Below are 16,556 nucleotides of genomic sequence, written 5' to 3' on the forward strand. Positions count from 1 at the left end.
GAACGTCACCCCAGCGAAGGCTTGGGTCTCCCGGTAAGGTTCGGTCCGCCTGCCGCAAGAGACCCCAGCCTGCGCTGGGTTGACGCCATTGAAGAGAAAGCAACACGCCCCAACGTCACCCCGGGCTTGACCCGGGGTCCCGCTTCTTCTTCTGCATCCGGCGACGTAAAAAAGCGGGACCCCGGATCAAGTCCGGGGTGACGAAGACGATGCCAATCACCCCCCACACCCCGCCCGCAATGCCGACACCCGCGCCGCGCTCAACACCCCGCGGTGCGCGCCACAGGGCCGCCCGTCGCCACCGACCGCCACGCTGAACGGCAACCCCGCCGTACCCCCGAACAAATCCTCGCGCATCGCCGCCATCTGCGCCGCATCCGGCAGCCAGCGCTGCGCCGCCGGCACCGCTTGCAGCATCGCCGCCGTCGCCCGCCCGCGATCGACCGGCACCACCAGCACCCGCCACGGCCCAGCCGCCTCGCTCAGCCGGGGGAGTGCCGCGATCTCGCCATGGCAGGGCGCACACCATGACGCGACGAACAACAGGATGGTGCGCGCCGGATAGGCCGGTGCCGCGGATACGGGTGTCGCCGACAGCAACAGCGCCGCTGCCCAGCCGCAAATCCCCGCCCAACGCTTCATCGCATCCCCCATCGACCCTGTAACATAGCCGTGCTTTGTTGGCGCAAGACAAGGGGGGAACGATGCTCGATCCGATTCTGTACGGCCTGATGGCGCTGGCTCAGGCAACGACACCGGCCCAGCCGGCCGCCCCCGCGAAGCCACAGACGTTGCAGGCACAGTTCGACGCCGCGAACGCCGCCTATTCCACCCGCAACTGTGCCGAGGCGCTGAAACTCTACGAAGCGCTCGAACGGCGGACCGCGACCAGCAAGAACCCGCTGCTGACCGGCGCGATCGCGCTGCGCAGCGGCATCTGCCGGGTCCGTCAGGGCGAGCGGGAGGCCGGCGTCGCCGCGATCCGGCGCGGCCTGCCCGCGCTCGCCAGCCGGCCCGACGAGTTTCGCGCCGATCTGGGCGCAGCGCATCTGGCGCTCGGCGAGGCGGCCTATGACGCGTTCGACTATGATGCGGCCGCCGCCTCGTTCAAGTCAGCGCTGGACCTGGCGAAGGGGATCGACCGCGTGGTCCCCCTGCTCGCGCTCGCCCGTACCCTGTCGTTCGACCATGACGGCCGTGCGCTGGCCTATGCGGAGGAGGCGCGGAAGCTGACCGAATCCGAACCGAACATCGACAAGGCGACCGTCGCGGCGGTGCAGACCCGCTATGCCCGCGTGCTACTCAACGAAGGGCGCACCGCCGATGCGTACACGGTGCTGAAGGATTCGCTGAAGAAACAGGGCGGCCTCGACGACCGGGTCAACCTGTCGGAGGTGGCGACCCGTGCCGATCTGGCGCAGGCGGCACTGCTGAACGGCGACCGCGAACGCGCCCGCACCTATCTCGCCTATACCGGTGCCGGTCGGCTGGAAAAGGCGCCCTTTGCCGGCGCGCGGCAGATGGATCTGCCCGCCTGCGGTGCCGCCACCGGCCTGAAGCCCGCCGAAGTCGCGGTGGTCGAGTTTTCGCTGGGCGACGACGGCATCGTCCGCAACGTCGCGCCGATCTATACCACCGGCAATCGGGCGGCGGCCCTGGCCTTCGCGCGCGCCGTGGGCGACTGGTCGTGGCAGCCCGAGGACGCGACCGCGATCCCCGCCTTCTGGCGGCAATCGGCGCGGGTCGAGCTGCGCTGTTCGACCGCCGCCGAACGCCCCTCCATCACCCAGCCGATCGACGACGCGTTCGACGCGTGGCTGACGTCGAAGGGGGCACCCGCCTTCGCCTGGGAAGAACAGCCCGCCGCCCGCGCTTTGCCGCTGGCGCGTGCCGAGGTGCAGCGCGCCCGCGCAGCCGGCGACCGCATCGCCGAACTGCGCGCCCTTGGCTGGATGTTCGATTCGCGACTGGTCAACGCAGAAGAAGCGCGCCCGCTGGTCGCCGAAGCGCTGACGCTCGCCCAGGCGACGGGCGCCCCGGCCGCGGTCGCCACCCGCTTCCGGATCAGCGACGCCTATGTCGCGGCGAAGGAATATGGGCAGGTCCTTGACGGGTTTCGCGCGGTCCTGCGCCGTCCGGAGGTCGCGGCCGATCCGCTGTCGGCGGCGACGGTGCGGATGATGCTGGCCACGGGCGGGTCGCAGGTCCGCACCGCCGAGCGCACCCAGCTGACCGACGCCGTACTCGCCTCGCCGCTGCCCGACACCCATCCGCTGAAGGTCGCGGCGCTGCTGAACCGCGCCGACCTGTCGGCACAAAGCGGCGACACCGCCGCCGCGCAGGCGGCGTTCGACCGCACGGGTCTCAGCAGCGATCAATGCGCGTTGATCGCCCCGACCCCGGCCATCGCCAAATCGGGCGCGACCAGCAGCCGCTATCCACAGGAAGCGTTGCAGATGGGCTTCGAAGGATGGGCCAAGGTGGAGTTCGACATCGCCGCCGACGGCCATACCCTGACCCCGCGCACCGTCGCCGCCTATCCCCCGTTCGTGTTCGGCGACGCGGCGCAGAAGATGGTGACCGCCACCCGCTTTCGCAGCAGCTTCCGCCCCGACAACAACACCGCCTGCACCGGTAACACGCAGCGCTTCATGTTCCAGTTGCCACGCTGAGCGGCAGCGTGACGGCGGCGACCAGCCCGCCGCCGTCCGCTTCGCCCAGTTCCAGCCGCCCGCCGTACAGCGCCGCCAGGTCGCGGACGATGGCGAGGCCGAAGCCATGCCCGTCGCCGCGCTCGTCCAGCCGTACGCCCGGATCGGTCGCCCGCGCCCGGTCGGCGGCAGGAATGCCGGGACCGTCGTCGCTGACCGACAGGCGCACCATCGCCCCCGCCCGCACCGCCTCCACCACCACCCGCGACCGGGCATGACGCGCGGCATTGTCGATCAGGTTGCCCGCCAGTTCGTCCAGATCCGCCGCATCGACCGCCACCGTCAACCCGGCGATGTCAGCCGCGATCGTCACCCCGCCGCCCTGGTGCAGCGCCCGCACCACGCCGACTAGCGCCTCGATCGCCGGTTTCAGCGCCGTCGCCGCCCGCCGGTCGACCGCCCCGCCCCGCGCACGCGACAGATGGTGGCGGATGGTCGCATCGATCCGGGCCACCTGGCTCCCACGCGGATCGTCGCCCAGGTCGATCGCCAGCGTAGCCACCGGCGTCTTGAGCGCATGGGCAAGGTTCGCCGCCGACGCCCGCGCCGCCGCCAGCGCCGCATCATTGTCGCGGACCAGCGCGTTCAGCTCGACCGCCAGCGGCCGCAATTCGTCCGGCTGATCCTCCGGCACGTCGCGCGCCGCACCCGTGCGCACCGCCGCCACCCGATCCCGCAGGACGCGCAAGGGCCGCAGCCCCAACCGCAGCTGCACCAGCGTCGCCACCGCCAGCACCAGCGCGACGATGGCCAGCGTCGCCAGCAGCGGCAGCATCGCGCCGCGCAACGGCTGTTCGATCTCGCGCCGCGGCACCGCCACCGCCACGCGGATCGGCCCGGCGTCGGACGGTATCTCCGCCATCAACCCGTGGACGCGGGTCGCATCGGGCAGGGTGACGTCGAACGGCTCCCCGCCCGGCATTGTCGGTCCGGGGACGGGATGCGGCGCACCATCGGGACGTCGACCGTGATGACGATCGCCCGGCAGGCCCGGCGTCGCGTCGATCCTCGGCAATCCGCCCGCGATCGTGCCGTCCGGCGCATCGATCCGCCATACCGCATCGGCCCCGATCGCCGCCGCCACCCCGGCGCGGTTCAGCAGGGCGCGGTCGATCGTCCCGTCCGCGCGCACCACCGCGCGCAGCAGCGCCAGACGATCGCCCAGCCGTTCATCGACGTTGCGCGTCACGAAATGTTCGAGCACGCCACCGATCGCCACCCCCGCCACCGGCAGCGCAACCAACGTCGTCGCGACCGACAGCGCCAGCATCCGGGCGTGGATCGACCGGGGCAGCCTCATTGCCCGCCCGCCGTCAGTCGGTATCCCCGCCCGCGCACCGTTTCGATCAGCGATGCGCCGATCTTCTTGCGCAGCCGCCCGATAATGACCTCCAAGCTGTTCGAATCGACATCGGCATCGCCCTCATAAACCCGCTCCATCAGGTCCAGCCGCTCGATCACCGCCTCCTTCGCCAGCATCAGCGCGGCCAGCACCCGGTGTTCCAGCGCGGTCAGCTTGATCGGCAGCCCGTCCAGCTCGAACACCCCGGTCTGCGTCTCGTACGCCAGCGGCCCGCAGACGATCCGCGTCGCGCCATGCCCGGCCGATCGCCGCACCAATGCACGCAGCCGCATCATCAGTTCCTCGATGCGGAACGGCTTGGTCAGGAAATCGTCCGCGCCCGCCTTGAACCCGGCCACCTTGTCCGACCATCCATCGCGTGCGGTCAGCACCAGCACCGGCAGGGTGCGCCCACCCTCGCGCCACCCTTTAAGCACCGCCGTCCCCTCGCGGTCGGGCAGGCCGAGGTCCAGCACCGCCACGTCATAGCGTTCGGTCTCGCCCAGATGCTGCGCGTCGATGCCGCTCGGCACCAGATCGACCGCGCACTGCTCCGCCCGCAGCGCCCGCGCAATGGCGGGGCCGAGATCGGGATCGTCCTCGACTAACAAGATGCGCATTTCCGTCCACTTTCCTCGCCGGCACCACCCCGTTCGTGCTGAGTAGGGGCTGAGCTTGTCGAAGACCCGTATCGAAGCACTTCGCCTCAAGCGGTCCTTCGATACGCCATTTCGACAGGCTCAATGGCTACTCAGGACGAACGGGGGAGCCAATGCCAATCGTGGCTAAACCGAAACTGAACCGCCGGGTTCAGCGTGGCGGGGGGACGAATCGCTAGAACGGCTTCATCGAACAACGAAGGAGTGAAGCATATGGCGAAACTATCCCTGGGCAGCCCGGCCAAGCTGGGCCTTGGCGTGGCGATCGGCCTCGCCATCGGCGCGGCGGGCGGGGCCGGCGCGGTGTCGCTGACCCGGCCCGGCGTAGAAATGGCCCCGACCGTGGCGACCCCGGTCGCGCGGTTGGCAAGCAGCAGCGGCGTGGTGACGGTCAAGGGCCGCGTCGCCGAAGTCTATGGCGACCGCTTCGTCGTACAGGATGGCAGCGGCAAGGCGATGGTCGATGGCGGCCGCGACGCGAACGTGACGAAGGGCGCACCGGTGCAGGTGCAGGGCCGCTATGACGACGGACAGCTCCGCGCCTCCTATGTCGTCGACGCGGCCGGCAAGGTCACGCCGGTCGGCCCGCCGCCGCGCCGCGGCCACGGCCCCGAAGGTCGCGGCCCCGGCCCGCACGGTCCGGGTGGTCCGGGCGGCCCCGAAGCACGCGGTCCCGGCGGCCCCGGCGGTCCGGGTTGCGCACCCGGCGCGATGCCCCCGCCCCCGCCTCCCGCCGACGGCGCACCACCGGTAGCCAATGCGTCGGCACCGGCAGGCGTACGGGCAACCCGCTAACCCCAAGCGCCAACCGTACCCCGGCAGAAGCCGGGGTCCAGTTACGGAACGCCGGTGGCCATCCACCAGCGTCTCCCAACTGGACCCCGGCCTTCGCCGGGGTACGTCCATTTGGAGGAAGCACCCCATCCAGCCAGACACCGCACCCCCGCGCAGGCGGGGGTCCAGGGCCACGCAAGCAACGGCATCCTCCGGAACTCCGGATTCCCGCTCGCGCGGACGTACACTCTTGGCAAAGGCCAGCTCGCACCAACGCCACCAAGATCGTTTCACGCGAAGGCACAAAGAAGAAAGCTGGTTCACGCGGAGGCGCGGAGGCGCGGAGAGTCCGCTCGTGGCAAGCCTTCGCTGCACCGGCAGCCCTCTCGTTCCGCTGCAACAAGCGCAACGGCTTCGCCGGAAAACCGCGACCGCCCTGCCACACCCTCTCTGCGCCTCCGCGCCTCCGCGCGAAATCTACTCTTCTTTCAATCTCCCTCTCCGCCGCGCGAACCAGTCCTCCTGCCCAACACCCCCAAGACAAACCCGAACAACCGGTGTAGGGCGTCCCGCCGCTGCCCGGAGCCTCCCCATGTCCCTCGGCCTAGATTTCGGCACCACCAATTCCGTCCTCGCCCGCGCCGATGCCGATGGCGCGACCCTCGTGCCGCTCGACGGACCGGACGGGCCGGACGCGGTGTTCCGATCGGCGCTGTGCTTCTGGCAGGACGACGTTCCCGGCGGCATCGCGGTGGAGGCCGGCCCATGGGCGATCGACGAATATCTCCACTATCCAGAGGGTTGCCGCTTTCTCCAGTCGTTCAAGTCGGTCGCCGCCAGCCCCAGCTTCGACACCGCGCCGATCTTCACCAAACGCTACCGGTTCGAAGACCTCGGCCGCGCCTTTCTCGACCGGCTCGCCGCCCGCGCGCACGGCGTCCTGAATGGCGCGAAGCGGATCGTCGTCGGCCGCCCGATCACCTATGCCGGCCACCGCCCCGACGAAGCGCTTGCCCGTCAGCGCTACGATGCGATGTTCGCCGCCCTGGGCGCTGAGATCGTCTATGTCTACGAACCGCTCGGCGCGGCGTTCAGCCATGCGGCGACGCTCAGCGACACCGCGACCATCCTCGTCGCCGATTTCGGCGGCGGCACCAGCGACTTTTCGGTCGTCCGATTGGAAGCCCCTGGCAGCGAGCGCCGCGCCCGGCCCTTGGGTCACGCCGGCATCGGCATCGCCGGCGACCAGTTCGACCGCCGCATCCTCGACAAGCTGGTCCTGCCGCTGCTCGGCAAGGGCGGCACCTATCGATCGTTCGACAAGGTGCTGGAGATTCCCGCCGGCCACTTCACCGACTTCACCGACTGGTCGCGCCTCGCCCTGATGCGCAACCGCAAGACGATGGCCGAACTCGACAAATTGCGCCGCGCCGCGACCGATCCAGCGGCGATCGAACGGATGATCGCGGTGATCGAGGGCGAACAGGGCTATCCGCTCTACGACGCGGTCGGGCAGGTGAAGCGCGCCTTGTCGCAGGGCGACGAAGCCACCTTCGCTTTCGACGGCGGCGGCATCGCCATCGAGGCTCAGGTAACGCGCAACCAGTTCGAGGCGTGGATCGCCGACGACCTCGCCCGGATCATGGCGACCGTCGACCGCGCGCTGGACTCGGCCGGGCTGGACACCGCCGGCATCGACCGCGTGTTCCTGACCGGCGGAACCTCGCTCACCCCCGCCATCCGCCGCGCCTTCGCCGACCGGTTCGGGCAGGACCGGTTGGCCTCGGGCAACGAACTCACCTCGGTCGCCCACGGCCTCGCGCTGATCGGGCAGCAGGATGACGTCGCGGCGTGGACGGCATAGGCTTTCCTACAGCCGCGCGGGGTGCCATCCTCGCCGACGCTCCTTGAACCGTCCGCCCCAACCCCACTCCCGCGCAGGCAGGGGTACGATGAAGACAGAACTACAAAGGCCCGAACGCAACACCGCGACAAACCGCGCACGAGTGTGAACTTTGTGAACTTTGGCCGCGCGATTACCGCCCACCGCGCTTCATCAGCGCGCGCGTGACGCCGTTGGTCCACCCGAACCCGTCCTGCAACGGATACTCGCCGCCGCCGCCGGGCTTCACCTGCTCGACGTCATATTTTTCGACCAGTTTGCCCGACGCGGCATATTCGCGCTCGACCGTCGCGAGGAAGCGGGTGGCGATCTTGTCCGCCAGCGCGCGGTTGCCCGTCCGGTCCAGCCCGGCCACCGCGATCCATTGCAGCGGCGCCCAGCCATTGGGCTTGTCCCATTGCTGCCCGGTATCGACCGCCGTCGTGCGCAAGCCCCCCGGCGCCAGCAACTGCCGCTCAATGGTCGCGGCCACCCGTGTCGCGCGTGGCGCGGTCGTCAGCCCGACGAACAACGGATAGGCGGTCGCCGCCGTCACCCCCTTGCGCAGCACCTGCCGCCTGACGTCGTAATCGCCATAACGTCCCTCGGCCTCGCTCCACAGCCAGCGATCGATCGCCGCGCCGCGCTTCGTCGCCCGGTCGGCAAAGTCGCGCGCCGTCGCAAGGTCACCCGCCGCCGCCGCGCCCTCGGCAATCGCCCGCTCCATGCCCCATAGCAGGCTGTTGAGGTCGGCGGGCAGGATATTGGTCGTGTCGATCGTCGCCAGCGTGCGGCCATCGGCCAGCCAGCGCGACGAATAATCCCAGCCGCTCTCCGCCCCGGCACGCAGGTCGCCATAGGTGCCGCGCGCCGGTCGCCCGGCGACATTCGCCGTCTCGACATCCTCGCGCCACGATTCGTCGCGGGGGCTGGTCCGCGCGTCCCAATAATGTTGCAACACCGCTCCGTCGGTCAGCCTCACCGACCGTTCGGGCGATGTGAAGAACGCATATTCCCGCCGCAGCGCCGCCAGCCGCCGCGTCGCAACCTTCGGATCGCGGTTCTGCGACAGCCCCATCATCAGGTACAGGAACGGCGGCTGCGACCGACTGAGATAATAGCTCCGCGTGCCGTTGGGCACATGGCCGTAGCGCTCGACCAGATCGACGAACCCGTCCAGCATCGATTCGACCAGGTCCTTCCGCCCATCGGCGACCAGCCCCAGCATCGTGAAATAGCTGTCCCAGTAATAGAGTTCGCGAAACCGCCCGCCCGGCACCACGAACCGGTCCTTGACCGCCAGCGCACTCGATCCCGCGGGCGGCGTCACCGGATCGCGCGTCAGATGCGGCCAGAGTTCGGCGATATGCCGTTCGATCGGCAGGCGCGGGCCATGGTCGGACTCGGGCACCGGGTCCAGTCCGGGCACGTCGAAATTGGCGAGGACGAAAGCCTTCAGCCCGGCATCGTCGAAATTGCCCTTGCGGAAATCGGCCAGGAGCGCGGCATCCGCTCGCTTCGGCACCGCATCCACGAACGTCTTTCCGTCGGGAAAGATACGCCGCATCTGCACCGCTTCGAACAGCGGGCCGAACCGGTCCGCCGGGGTCGCCACGCTCGCGGCGGGAAGGGCGGCAACCGTCCCCACCGGACGCGGACCATCGACGCTCGTACATCCCGCCAGCAAGGCCGGCATCAGCCAGCGACAGCTTCGAACGATCGTCATGACACCCCCGGACAGTTGCGATACCGGTTCAATCCGCAACCGCCGGGGGCGTTCCGTGGGTTATGCCACCGTCTGCTCGATCACGCCGAAGATCGGGTGATGCCGGTCGTCCTCGGCCCAGATGCGCACCGTGTCGCCGCTTTGCAGGAACGGCGTCTCCGCCTTGCCGCCCCGGATCGTCTCGACCGTGCGGATTTCGGCGAGGCAGGAATAGCCGACGCCTCCGTCCGCCACCGGCTTGCCCGGACCGCCATCGCCGTCCCGGTTCGACACCGTGCCCGATCCGATGATCGTGCCCGCGCCCAGCGCCCGCGTCTTCGCGGCATGGGCGATCAACGTGCCGAAATCGAACGTCATGTCCTCACCCGCCTCGGCACGTCCGAACGGTTTGCCGTTCAGGTCGACGCACATCCGCCGGTGCAGCTTGCCGTCCCGCCACCAATCGCCCAGCGCGTCCGGGGTTACGAAGACGGGGGAGAAGGCCGACGCCGGCTTCGACTGGAAGAATCCGAACCCCTTGGCCAGTTCACCTGGGATCAGCCCGCGCAGCGACACGTCGTTGGTCAACCCGACCAGCCGCACCGCCGCCAGCGCCTCCTCGCGCGATGCGCCCTGCGCCACGTCACCGGTCACGACCACGACCTCGGCCTCGAAATCGCAGCCCCATGCCGCATCGCCCGGCGGGATCGGATCGCGCGGCCCCAGGAACCCGTCGGACCCGCCCTGGTACATCAGCGGGTCGTGCCAGAAGCTGTCGGGCATCTCCGCCCCGCGCGCCTGCCGCACCAGCGCGACATGGTTCACATAAGCCGACCCGTCCGCCCATTGATAGGCGCGGGGCAGCGGCGACGCGGCGTCACGCTCATGGAAACGCTCCTTGGGGATCACGTCATGATCGAGATCGGTGGCGAGGTTGCGCAGGTCGCCTTCGTGCGCGTCCCAGTCGTCCAGCGCCGCCTGCAGCGTGGGCACGATCCCGCTGGCATCCGCATACCAGGCCAGATCGGTGGAAACGACGACCAACCGGCCATCCCGGCCGTGCTTGAGGCTGGCGAGTTTCATGCGGCACACTCTCCTTCACTGTTCTGCCCCCGGTTTGCGCGTCGTCGCGCATAATGTCGAGCCGCCGTCTACATCGTTCGTTAGGACGTGCCGTCGCAGGGTCCGACGCCGAAGGGAACATCCCATGCAGCTCGAACGCAAGACACTGGTCGCGGAGCATGTCGAACTGGGCGCGGTGATCGGCGACCTGTTGCACCACGCCGCCCGGCGCCCCCCGCCCATCGCCGACATCGCGCAGCTACGCTGGCGGATGAGCCGCCTGCTGCTCGCCCATCTGGCAAAGGAGGATCGACTGCTCCACCCGATGCTCCAGCGTAGCGGCGATCCCGCCGTCGCCGCGCTATCGCGCCGGTTCGAGGCGGAGATGGGCGGCCTGTCCGACGGCTTCAAAGCCTATATGCAGGATTGGGACGCAGGGCGGATCGAGGCGCGGCCCGATGCCTTCGAAGCGGCGTCCAGGGCGCTGGCGGCGGCGCTGGCCGACCGCATCCGTCGCGAGGAAACGCAACTCTATCGTCACATTCCGGGTGACCGGACCGCCGGCGAGGTGGACGCGGACGTCGTACGGCCCTAGTGGATCGCGGAAACGCGCATTGCATGAGGGTATGGACGTGGCGAACGTAGCGGTGATCGGCGCCCAATGGGGTGACGAGGGCAAGGGCAAGATCGTCGACTGGCTGGCGGAACGCGCCGACATGGTCGTCCGGTTCCAGGGCGGTCACAATGCCGGCCACACGCTGGTCGTCGGCGGCACGACCTACAAGCTGTCGCTGCTCCCCTCGGGCATCGTGCGCGGCACGCCGTCGGTGGTCGGCAACGGCGTGGTGCTCGACCCTTGGGCGCTGAAGGCGGAGGTCGAACGGCTGCGCGACCAGGGCGTCTCGGTCACGCCCGACACCCTGATGATCGCCGAGACCTGCGCGCTGATCCTCCCCTTCCACCGCGACCTCGACGGCCTGCGCGAGGACGCCAGCGGCGCCGGCAAGATCGGCACCACCCGGCGCGGCATCGGTCCGGCGTACGAGGATAAGGTTGGCCGCCGCGCGATCCGCGTCTGCGACCTCGCCCATCTCGACCAGCTGGAACCGCAGCTCGACCGGCTGACCGCGCATCACGACGCGCTGCGCGCCGGCTTCAACGAACCGGCGATCGACCGCGCGGCCCTCGTCGCCGAACTGCGCGAGATCGCCGATTTCGTCCTGCCCTATGCCCAGCCGGTGTGGCGTGTGCTGGCGCAGGCCAAGGCGACCGGCAAGCGCATCCTGTTCGAAGGCGCGCAGGGCGTGCTGCTCGACATCGACCACGGCACCTATCCGTTCGTCACCTCGTCCAACACCATCGCCGGCACGGCGGCGGGCGGTTCGGGCATGGGTCCGGGTGCGGTCGGCTTCGTGCTGGGCATCGCCAAGGCGTACACCACCCGCGTCGGCTCCGGCCCCTTCCCGACCGAGCTGGAGAATGAAACCGGCGAGCGGCTGGGCGTGCGCGGGCATGAGTTCGGCACCGTCACCGGTCGCAAGCGCCGCTGCGGCTGGTTCGACAGCGTGCTGGTGCGACAGGCGGCGGCGGTCGGCGGCATCACCGGCATCGCCCTGACCAAGATCGACGTACTCGACGGGTTCGAGGAAGTGGCGATCTGCACCGGCTATCGCCTCGGCGATCAGGTGCTCGACTATTTCCCCGCCCATGCCGCCGATCAGGCGGGCGTGGAGCCGATCTACGAAACCATGCCCGGCTGGTCGGAGTCGACCGCCGGCGCGCGTAGCTGGGCCGAACTGCCCGCACAGGCGATCAAATATATCCGCCGGATCGAAGAGCTGATCCAGTGCCCGGTGACGCTGGTATCGACCAGCCCCGAGCGCGACGACACGATCCTCGTGCGCGATCCCTTCGCGGATTGAGGGAACGCTCCCGCCCTGTTCGCGTCGAGCAGAGGCGCATCTCCTCCATCCGTTCGTGCTGAGTAGGGGCTGAGCTTGTCGAGGATGATTGGGTCGGATCGTCCCCCGGACGATCCTGAACCATGCGGGGCATGGTTCACCCAATCATTATCGAAGCACTTGGCTGGAGGCGGTCCTTCGATACGCCATTTCGACAAGCTCAATGGCTACTCAGGACGAACGGAGTGGGTGGAAGTCGTCCGACTCTATGAAACGAAAAGGCCCGCCCGGATCGCTCCGGGCGGGCCTTTGCAGTTAACCGCTTATCGCGGCGTGCCGGTGGTCGGCGGAGTAGTCGGCGTGCTGCCCGTCGTGGCGGGCGGCGTCGTATCGTCCGTCGTGGTGTCGTCGGTCTTCGTTTCGCCCGGCCGGTTGGGATCGGTCGGCGCGTCTACCGGATTGGTGGGGCCGGTCGTCTGCGGTGCGGGCTGGGTCGGCCGCATCGGGTCCGGCGTGCCCTGCGTCGTCGTCGGCTGGGTCGGCTGGGTCTGGGTCGGTGCCACCTGCGCGACGGCCGCGGTCGAACCGCACAGGATCAGCAGGCTCGTGACAATGGTCTTGCGCATCGAAATTCTCCTTGCATCAAGCAATGGGTTCAATGCCTTGGCCCGGTAGAAGGGTCCGCCGGTTCCGATCGGCTCATCGCGCGGGAGGGTCGGAACGGGGTCGGGCCGTGGCACGACGACGACCGGTCGCCCCGCCCTTGGCCCGATCGTTGCCTTGCGGGGGTGCGGCATCCCGTTGTGGAACGCTGTGTATCCAAGTGGACGCTCTCGGCCTGCATTGGGATGACGCTTGCGGCTTCCGGTTGGACCGGTAGCTTGGGACGACACCGGCAGTGGCTCATTAGTACGGATCGACATGCAGCGGCCGATCGTCACCCCGGACTTGTTTCGGGGTCCACGGTGCAGCGATCGGTGCAGCCAGCGTTTCTCAGGACAGCGCAAGCAGCGAAGTGGACCCCGGAACACGTCCGGGGTGACGAAGGGATTGTGCGTCGCTCAGCGATCACCCTCGGATCGGCTGAACGTCGATCGGCCCTGGAACCCTCAGCACGTCACCCCGGACTCGATCCGGGGTCCCGCTTCCTGTTCTATTCGCCGGATGCCATGGCCAGTCGAGCCTATCCCACCTGTCCGCGATGCCGCAGCTTCTGGTCGGCCAGCACCAGCGCGACCATCGCCTCGACCACCGGCACGCCGCGAATGCCGACACAGGGGTCGTGCCGGCCCTTGGTAGCGATCGTCGTCGCCTGCCCGTCCGGCCCGATCGTCTCGACCGGGGTCAGGATCGAACTCGTCGGCTTGAATGCTACCCGCAACGTCACCGGCTGCCCGGTCGAGATACCCCCAGCAATCCCGCCGGCATGGTTCGCCAGGAACTCGACACCGCCCGCCCCCGGTCGCATCGGATCGGCATTCGCTTCACCCGATAGCGCCGCCGCCGCGAAGCCGTCGCCGATCTCGACGCCCTTCACCGCGTTGATCGACATGGCGGCGCTCGCCAGTTCAGCGTCGAGCTTGGCATAGAGCGGCGCGCCCCAGCCGGCCGGCACGCCCTCCGCCCGACACGCGACGACCGCCCCCAGCGACGACCCTGCCTTGCGCGCGCCGTCGACCAGCGCTTCCCACCGCGCCGCCGCCGCCGCATCGGGGCAGAAGAACGGGTTGCGGCCGATCTCCGCCGCGTCGAACGCCGCCGGATCGATCGCATCGCCGCCGATCGATTCGACCCAGGCGGTGATCGTCACCTCCGGGATCACCAGCCGCGCCACCGCGCCGGCCGCCACCCGCGCCGCCGTCTCGCGCGCCGACGACCGTCCGCCGCCACGATAGTCGCGAAAGCCGTATTTCGCGTCATAGGCATAATCGGCATGGCCGGGACGATAGGCCTTCGCGACGTCCGAATAATCCTTCGACCGCTGGTCGACATTCTCGATCATCAGGCTGATCGGCGTGCCGGTCGTGCGCCCGTCGAACACGCCCGACAGGATGCGCACCGCATCCGGCTCGCGCCGCTGCGTCGTGAAGCGACTGGTGCCCGGCCGCCGCGCGTCGAGGAACGGCTGGATGTCCGCCGCGCTGAGCGTCAGTCCCGGCGGACACCCGTCGACCACCGCGCCCAGCGCCGGCCCATGGCTCTCGCCCCAGGTCGTGAAGCGAAACAGATGCCCGAAGCTGTTGTGGCTCATGCGTCCTCCCCCAATGCCGCAAAGGCGCGGGCATGGCTCGCCGCGCCGGGTGTGTGGACGCACGGTCCGTCGTTCAGGCGGATGCCCAGCAGATACTCACCGGCATAGGGACTGTCGAACCCGCGCGCCGTGGCCGCCTCGAACCCGAAGCGGCCATAATAAGCCGGATCGCCCAGCACGAAGCCCAGCTCCACGCCGGCACTACGCAGATGCGCGATGGCGGCGGCGACCAGCGCCTCGCCGACGCCCTGCCCCCGCGCTCCCTTCGCCACCGCCAGCGGGGCAACGGCGACCGCCGCGATCTCGCGCGTATCGGCGGTGACCTGCATCCGGCTGGCGGCAATCATCCCGACCACCACGCCCGCATCCTCGGCGACCAGCACCAGCACCAGATCGCCGTCGATCGCCAATTGCTGGACCAGCCGCGCCTCTTCTTCACGCGGGAAACAGGCGCGCAGCAACGCATCGACCGCCGGCGCGTCCGCGCCGGTCGCCGCCCGGATGACGCTCATGGGCGTCAGGCCAGCGCGATGTCAGGCGCGTCCTCGGCCTTCATGCCGATGACGTTGTAGCCGGCGTCGACATGGTGGATCTCGCCGGTCACGCCGCTCGACAGGTCGCTCAGCAGATACAGCCCCGCCCCGCCGACATCGTCGATCGTGACGTTGCGGCGCAGCGGCGAGTTCAGTTCGTTCCACTTCAGGATGTAGCGGAAATCGCCGATACCGCTGGCAGCCAACGTCTTGATCGGACCGGCCGAAATCGCGTTCACCCGGATATTCTCCGGCCCCATGTCCATCGCGAGGTACTTGACCGACATGTCGAGCGCCGCCTTGGCGACACCCATGACGTTGTAATGCGGCACGACCTTTTCCGACCCGTAATAGGTCAGCGTCAGCAGCGATCCGCCATTGGGCATCAGCGCGCGGGCGCGCCTGGCGACGGCGGTGAAGGAATAGACGCTGATGTTCATCGTCATCAGGAAATTGTCGAGGCTGGTGTCGTAATAATGCCCGCGCAGCTCGTTCTTGTCCGAAAAGCCGATGGCATGGACCACGAAATCGATCGTCGGCCAGCGCGCGGCGATCGTATCGAACGCGGTGTCGAGCGCGCCCATGTCGGACACGTCGCATTCGATCAGGAAGTCGGCGCCCAGTTCGGTGGCCAGCGGCCGCACGCGGCGCTCCAGCGCCTCACCCTGATAAGTGAAGGCCAGTTCGGCCCCCTGCGCGGCAAGCTGCTTGGCGATGCCCCAGGCCAGCGACCGATCGTTGGCGAGGCCCATGATGACCCCCCGCTTGCCCTGCATCAAACCGTTCACGCGACTTTCCCTTTTTCGTCTGGTACGGCACCCTCTAGCGCAGGGTCGGGCGTTTCCGCCAGCGCCGCGTTCAATTCGCCGCCGATCACCACGCCCAACCCCACGATATAGAAGAAGAACAGCGCGATCATCACCCCGGCCAGGCTACCATAGGTGCGGTCATATCCGCCCAGCGCATCGATCGCCAGCGGCAGGAGCTGCGTGGTGCCGATCCACACCGTCGTCGTCGCCACCGCGCCCGGCCATTTCGGGCAGTTCGACGCGCGATATTTCTTCGGACTGAGCGAATAGAACAACGTGTAGAGCGCGACGAACAGCGCCAGCGCCGGAAACAGCTTCGCGATCGACAGATAGGCGGCATAGGGCTGCAGGAACGGCAGCGCACGATAGATCAGCTGCTCCACGCCGACCAGCACGACCTGAAGGCTGAACGCAATCATTAGCATCACCACCGACCCGACGATCAGCCCGATCGATCCCAGCCGATATTCCCAGAACGGCCGCGAGAACGGAATGCCATAGGCCTGCCGCAGGATCGACCGCACCGTTTCGATGAAGCCGGTGGTCGTCCACAGCCCGACCAGCGCGCCCAGCCACAGCAGCGACCCCGACCGTGCCTGCAACACGTCGAGGATCGGTTGCTCCAGCACCACCGCCACGTCGCGCGGCACGGTTTCCAGAAAGGCGGTGACCGCGTGGATGCTGTCGCCGCTGCGCCCCACCGCGCGCGCGATCGCCGCCGCGACGATGAAGAAGGGAAACAGCGTCAGCAGCGAGAGATAGGCAAGGTTGCCGGCATGGGTGAAGCCGTCGTTGAACGTGCCGATCGCGACGCGCTTCATCACCTCGATCGCCCGCGCGGACGGGCGCAGGCGGGCCAGCGCCGGGCGGCCTTCACGGTGCCGGGCCTCGGGACTGGTCGGGGACGGCTCGGTCATGCGGTTCGTT

The 16,556-nt window shown here is 68.9% G+C and carries 15 protein-coding genes; 5 read left to right on the forward strand and 10 right to left on the reverse strand.

All coding sequences use genetic code 11. From position 1 onward, the window contains the following. Positions 1-216: 216 nt before the first annotated feature. Positions 217-642: a TlpA family protein disulfide reductase gene (locus ASE83_RS12800; protein ID WP_156353102.1), complete on the reverse strand. Its 426-nt coding sequence runs from the start codon at positions 640-642 to the stop codon at positions 217-219. A gap of 62 nt (positions 643-704) precedes the next feature. Here ASE83_RS12800 and ASE83_RS12805 point away from each other — a divergent pair, with 62 nt between their 5' ends. After that, positions 705-2,672 carry an energy transducer TonB gene (locus ASE83_RS12805; protein WP_055790632.1) on the forward strand — a complete coding sequence of 656 codons (1,968 nt, stop codon included), beginning with the start codon at positions 705-707 and terminating at the stop codon, positions 2,670-2,672. Here the strand turns inward: ASE83_RS12805 and ASE83_RS12810 are convergent. Both ASE83_RS12810 and ASE83_RS12815 read right to left on the reverse strand, forming a co-directional pair. Continuing rightward, the gene (locus ASE83_RS12810; RefSeq protein WP_235513239.1) at positions 2,650-4,011 is read right to left on the reverse strand and encodes a sensor histidine kinase; all 1,362 of its coding nucleotides are present in this window, start codon (positions 4,009-4,011) and stop codon (positions 2,650-2,652) included. The genes ASE83_RS12805 and ASE83_RS12810 overlap by 23 nt on opposite strands. Then, a complete protein-coding gene (locus ASE83_RS12815; protein ID WP_055790639.1) occupies positions 4,008-4,673 on the reverse strand; it encodes a response regulator transcription factor in 666 nt (221 codons plus the stop codon). The genes ASE83_RS12810 and ASE83_RS12815 overlap by 4 nt, the downstream gene beginning before the upstream one ends. 252 nt (positions 4,674-4,925) lie before the next feature. Between ASE83_RS12815 and ASE83_RS18825 the strand changes: the two genes are divergently transcribed. Beyond that, entirely contained in the window at positions 4,926-5,507 is a 582-nt protein-coding gene (locus ASE83_RS18825) for a hypothetical protein (RefSeq protein WP_055790642.1), read from the forward strand. 571 nt (positions 5,508-6,078) lie between these two features. After that, a complete protein-coding gene (locus ASE83_RS12825; protein ID WP_055790646.1) occupies positions 6,079-7,350 on the forward strand; it encodes an Hsp70 family protein in 1,272 nt (423 codons plus the stop codon). A gap of 172 nt (positions 7,351-7,522) precedes the next feature. Here the strand turns inward: ASE83_RS12825 and treF are convergent, their stop codons facing one another. Together treF and ASE83_RS12835 are read right to left on the reverse strand one after the other, a co-directional pair. Next, entirely contained in the window at positions 7,523-9,094 is a 1,572-nt protein-coding gene (gene treF / locus ASE83_RS12830) for an alpha,alpha-trehalase TreF (RefSeq protein ID WP_082443333.1), read from the reverse strand. Between the two features lie 60 nt (positions 9,095-9,154). Then, positions 9,155-10,156: a fumarylacetoacetate hydrolase family protein gene (locus tag ASE83_RS12835; protein WP_055790650.1), complete on the reverse strand. Its 1,002-nt coding sequence runs from the start codon at positions 10,154-10,156 to the stop codon at positions 9,155-9,157. A 124-nt stretch (positions 10,157-10,280) separates the two neighbouring features. On the opposite strand from ASE83_RS12835, the gene ASE83_RS12840 reads away from it, so the two are divergent. Together ASE83_RS12840 and ASE83_RS12845 are read left to right on the forward strand one after the other, a co-directional pair. Then, complete coding sequence (locus ASE83_RS12840) at positions 10,281-10,730, forward strand: hemerythrin domain-containing protein (protein ID WP_055790653.1); 450 nt, start codon at positions 10,281-10,283, stop codon at positions 10,728-10,730. Between the two features lie 37 nt (positions 10,731-10,767). Beyond that, positions 10,768-12,057 carry an adenylosuccinate synthase gene (locus ASE83_RS12845; RefSeq protein WP_055791192.1) on the forward strand — a complete coding sequence of 430 codons (1,290 nt, stop codon included), beginning with the start codon at positions 10,768-10,770 and terminating at the stop codon, positions 12,055-12,057. A 302-nt stretch (positions 12,058-12,359) separates the two neighbouring features. Here the strand turns inward: ASE83_RS12845 and ASE83_RS12850 are convergent, their stop codons facing one another. The 5 genes from ASE83_RS12850 to ASE83_RS12870 form a co-directional block, all read right to left on the reverse strand. Next, complete coding sequence (locus ASE83_RS12850; protein WP_055790656.1) at positions 12,360-12,662, reverse strand: hypothetical protein; 303 nt, start codon at positions 12,660-12,662, stop codon at positions 12,360-12,362. A gap of 557 nt (positions 12,663-13,219) precedes the next feature. Next, positions 13,220-14,287, reverse strand: a complete 1,068-nt coding sequence (gene aroC, locus ASE83_RS12855; RefSeq protein WP_055790657.1) for a chorismate synthase — start codon at positions 14,285-14,287, stop codon at positions 13,220-13,222. Next, positions 14,284-14,799 carry a GNAT family N-acetyltransferase gene (locus ASE83_RS12860; protein WP_055790660.1) on the reverse strand — a complete coding sequence of 172 codons (516 nt, stop codon included), beginning with the start codon at positions 14,797-14,799 and terminating at the stop codon, positions 14,284-14,286. Before ASE83_RS12860 ends, aroC begins: the two co-directional genes overlap by 4 nt. A 5-nt stretch (positions 14,800-14,804) precedes the next feature. Then, complete coding sequence (gene fabI, locus ASE83_RS12865) at positions 14,805-15,608, reverse strand: enoyl-ACP reductase FabI (RefSeq protein WP_055790662.1); 804 nt, start codon at positions 15,606-15,608, stop codon at positions 14,805-14,807. Further along, complete coding sequence (locus ASE83_RS12870) at positions 15,605-16,546, reverse strand: YihY/virulence factor BrkB family protein (protein ID WP_055790665.1); 942 nt, start codon at positions 16,544-16,546, stop codon at positions 15,605-15,607. The genes fabI and ASE83_RS12870 overlap by 4 nt, the downstream gene beginning before the upstream one ends. Between the last annotated feature and the right edge of the window lie 10 nt (positions 16,547-16,556).

Origin of the sequence: Sphingomonas sp. Leaf32 (assembly GCF_001421765.1) — a bacterium.
In the GTDB taxonomy this organism is placed as follows: Bacteria; Pseudomonadota; Alphaproteobacteria; order Sphingomonadales; family Sphingomonadaceae; genus Sphingomonas.

Bases quoted from the DNA above. Each gene is read 5' to 3' on its own strand.
- treF (WP_082443333.1), bottom strand. From the start codon at position 9,094: ATGACGATCGTTCGAAGCTGTCGCTGGCTGATGCCGGCCTTGCTGGCG.
- ASE83_RS12800 (WP_156353102.1), bottom strand. From the start codon at position 642: ATGAAGCGTTGGGCGGGGATTTGCGGCTGGGCAGCGGCGCTGTTGCTG.
- ASE83_RS12850 (WP_055790656.1), bottom strand. From the start codon at position 12,662: ATGCGCAAGACCATTGTCACGAGCCTGCTGATCCTGTGCGGTTCGACC.
- ASE83_RS18825 (WP_055790642.1), top strand. From the start codon at position 4,926: ATGGCGAAACTATCCCTGGGCAGCCCGGCCAAGCTGGGCCTTGGCGTG.
- ASE83_RS12860 (WP_055790660.1), bottom strand. From the start codon at position 14,799: ATGAGCGTCATCCGGGCGGCGACCGGCGCGGACGCGCCGGCGGTCGAT.
- ASE83_RS12805 (WP_055790632.1), top strand. From the start codon at position 705: ATGCTCGATCCGATTCTGTACGGCCTGATGGCGCTGGCTCAGGCAACG.
- ASE83_RS12815 (WP_055790639.1), bottom strand. From the start codon at position 4,673: ATGCGCATCTTGTTAGTCGAGGACGATCCCGATCTCGGCCCCGCCATT.
- ASE83_RS12835 (WP_055790650.1), bottom strand. From the start codon at position 10,156: ATGAAACTCGCCAGCCTCAAGCACGGCCGGGATGGCCGGTTGGTCGTC.
- ASE83_RS12810 (WP_235513239.1), bottom strand. From the start codon at position 4,011: ATGAGGCTGCCCCGGTCGATCCACGCCCGGATGCTGGCGCTGTCGGTC.
- aroC (WP_055790657.1), bottom strand. From the start codon at position 14,287: ATGAGCCACAACAGCTTCGGGCATCTGTTTCGCTTCACGACCTGGGGC.
- ASE83_RS12825 (WP_055790646.1), top strand. From the start codon at position 6,079: ATGTCCCTCGGCCTAGATTTCGGCACCACCAATTCCGTCCTCGCCCGC.
- ASE83_RS12870 (WP_055790665.1), bottom strand. From the start codon at position 16,546: ATGACCGAGCCGTCCCCGACCAGTCCCGAGGCCCGGCACCGTGAAGGC.
- ASE83_RS12840 (WP_055790653.1), top strand. From the start codon at position 10,281: ATGCAGCTCGAACGCAAGACACTGGTCGCGGAGCATGTCGAACTGGGC.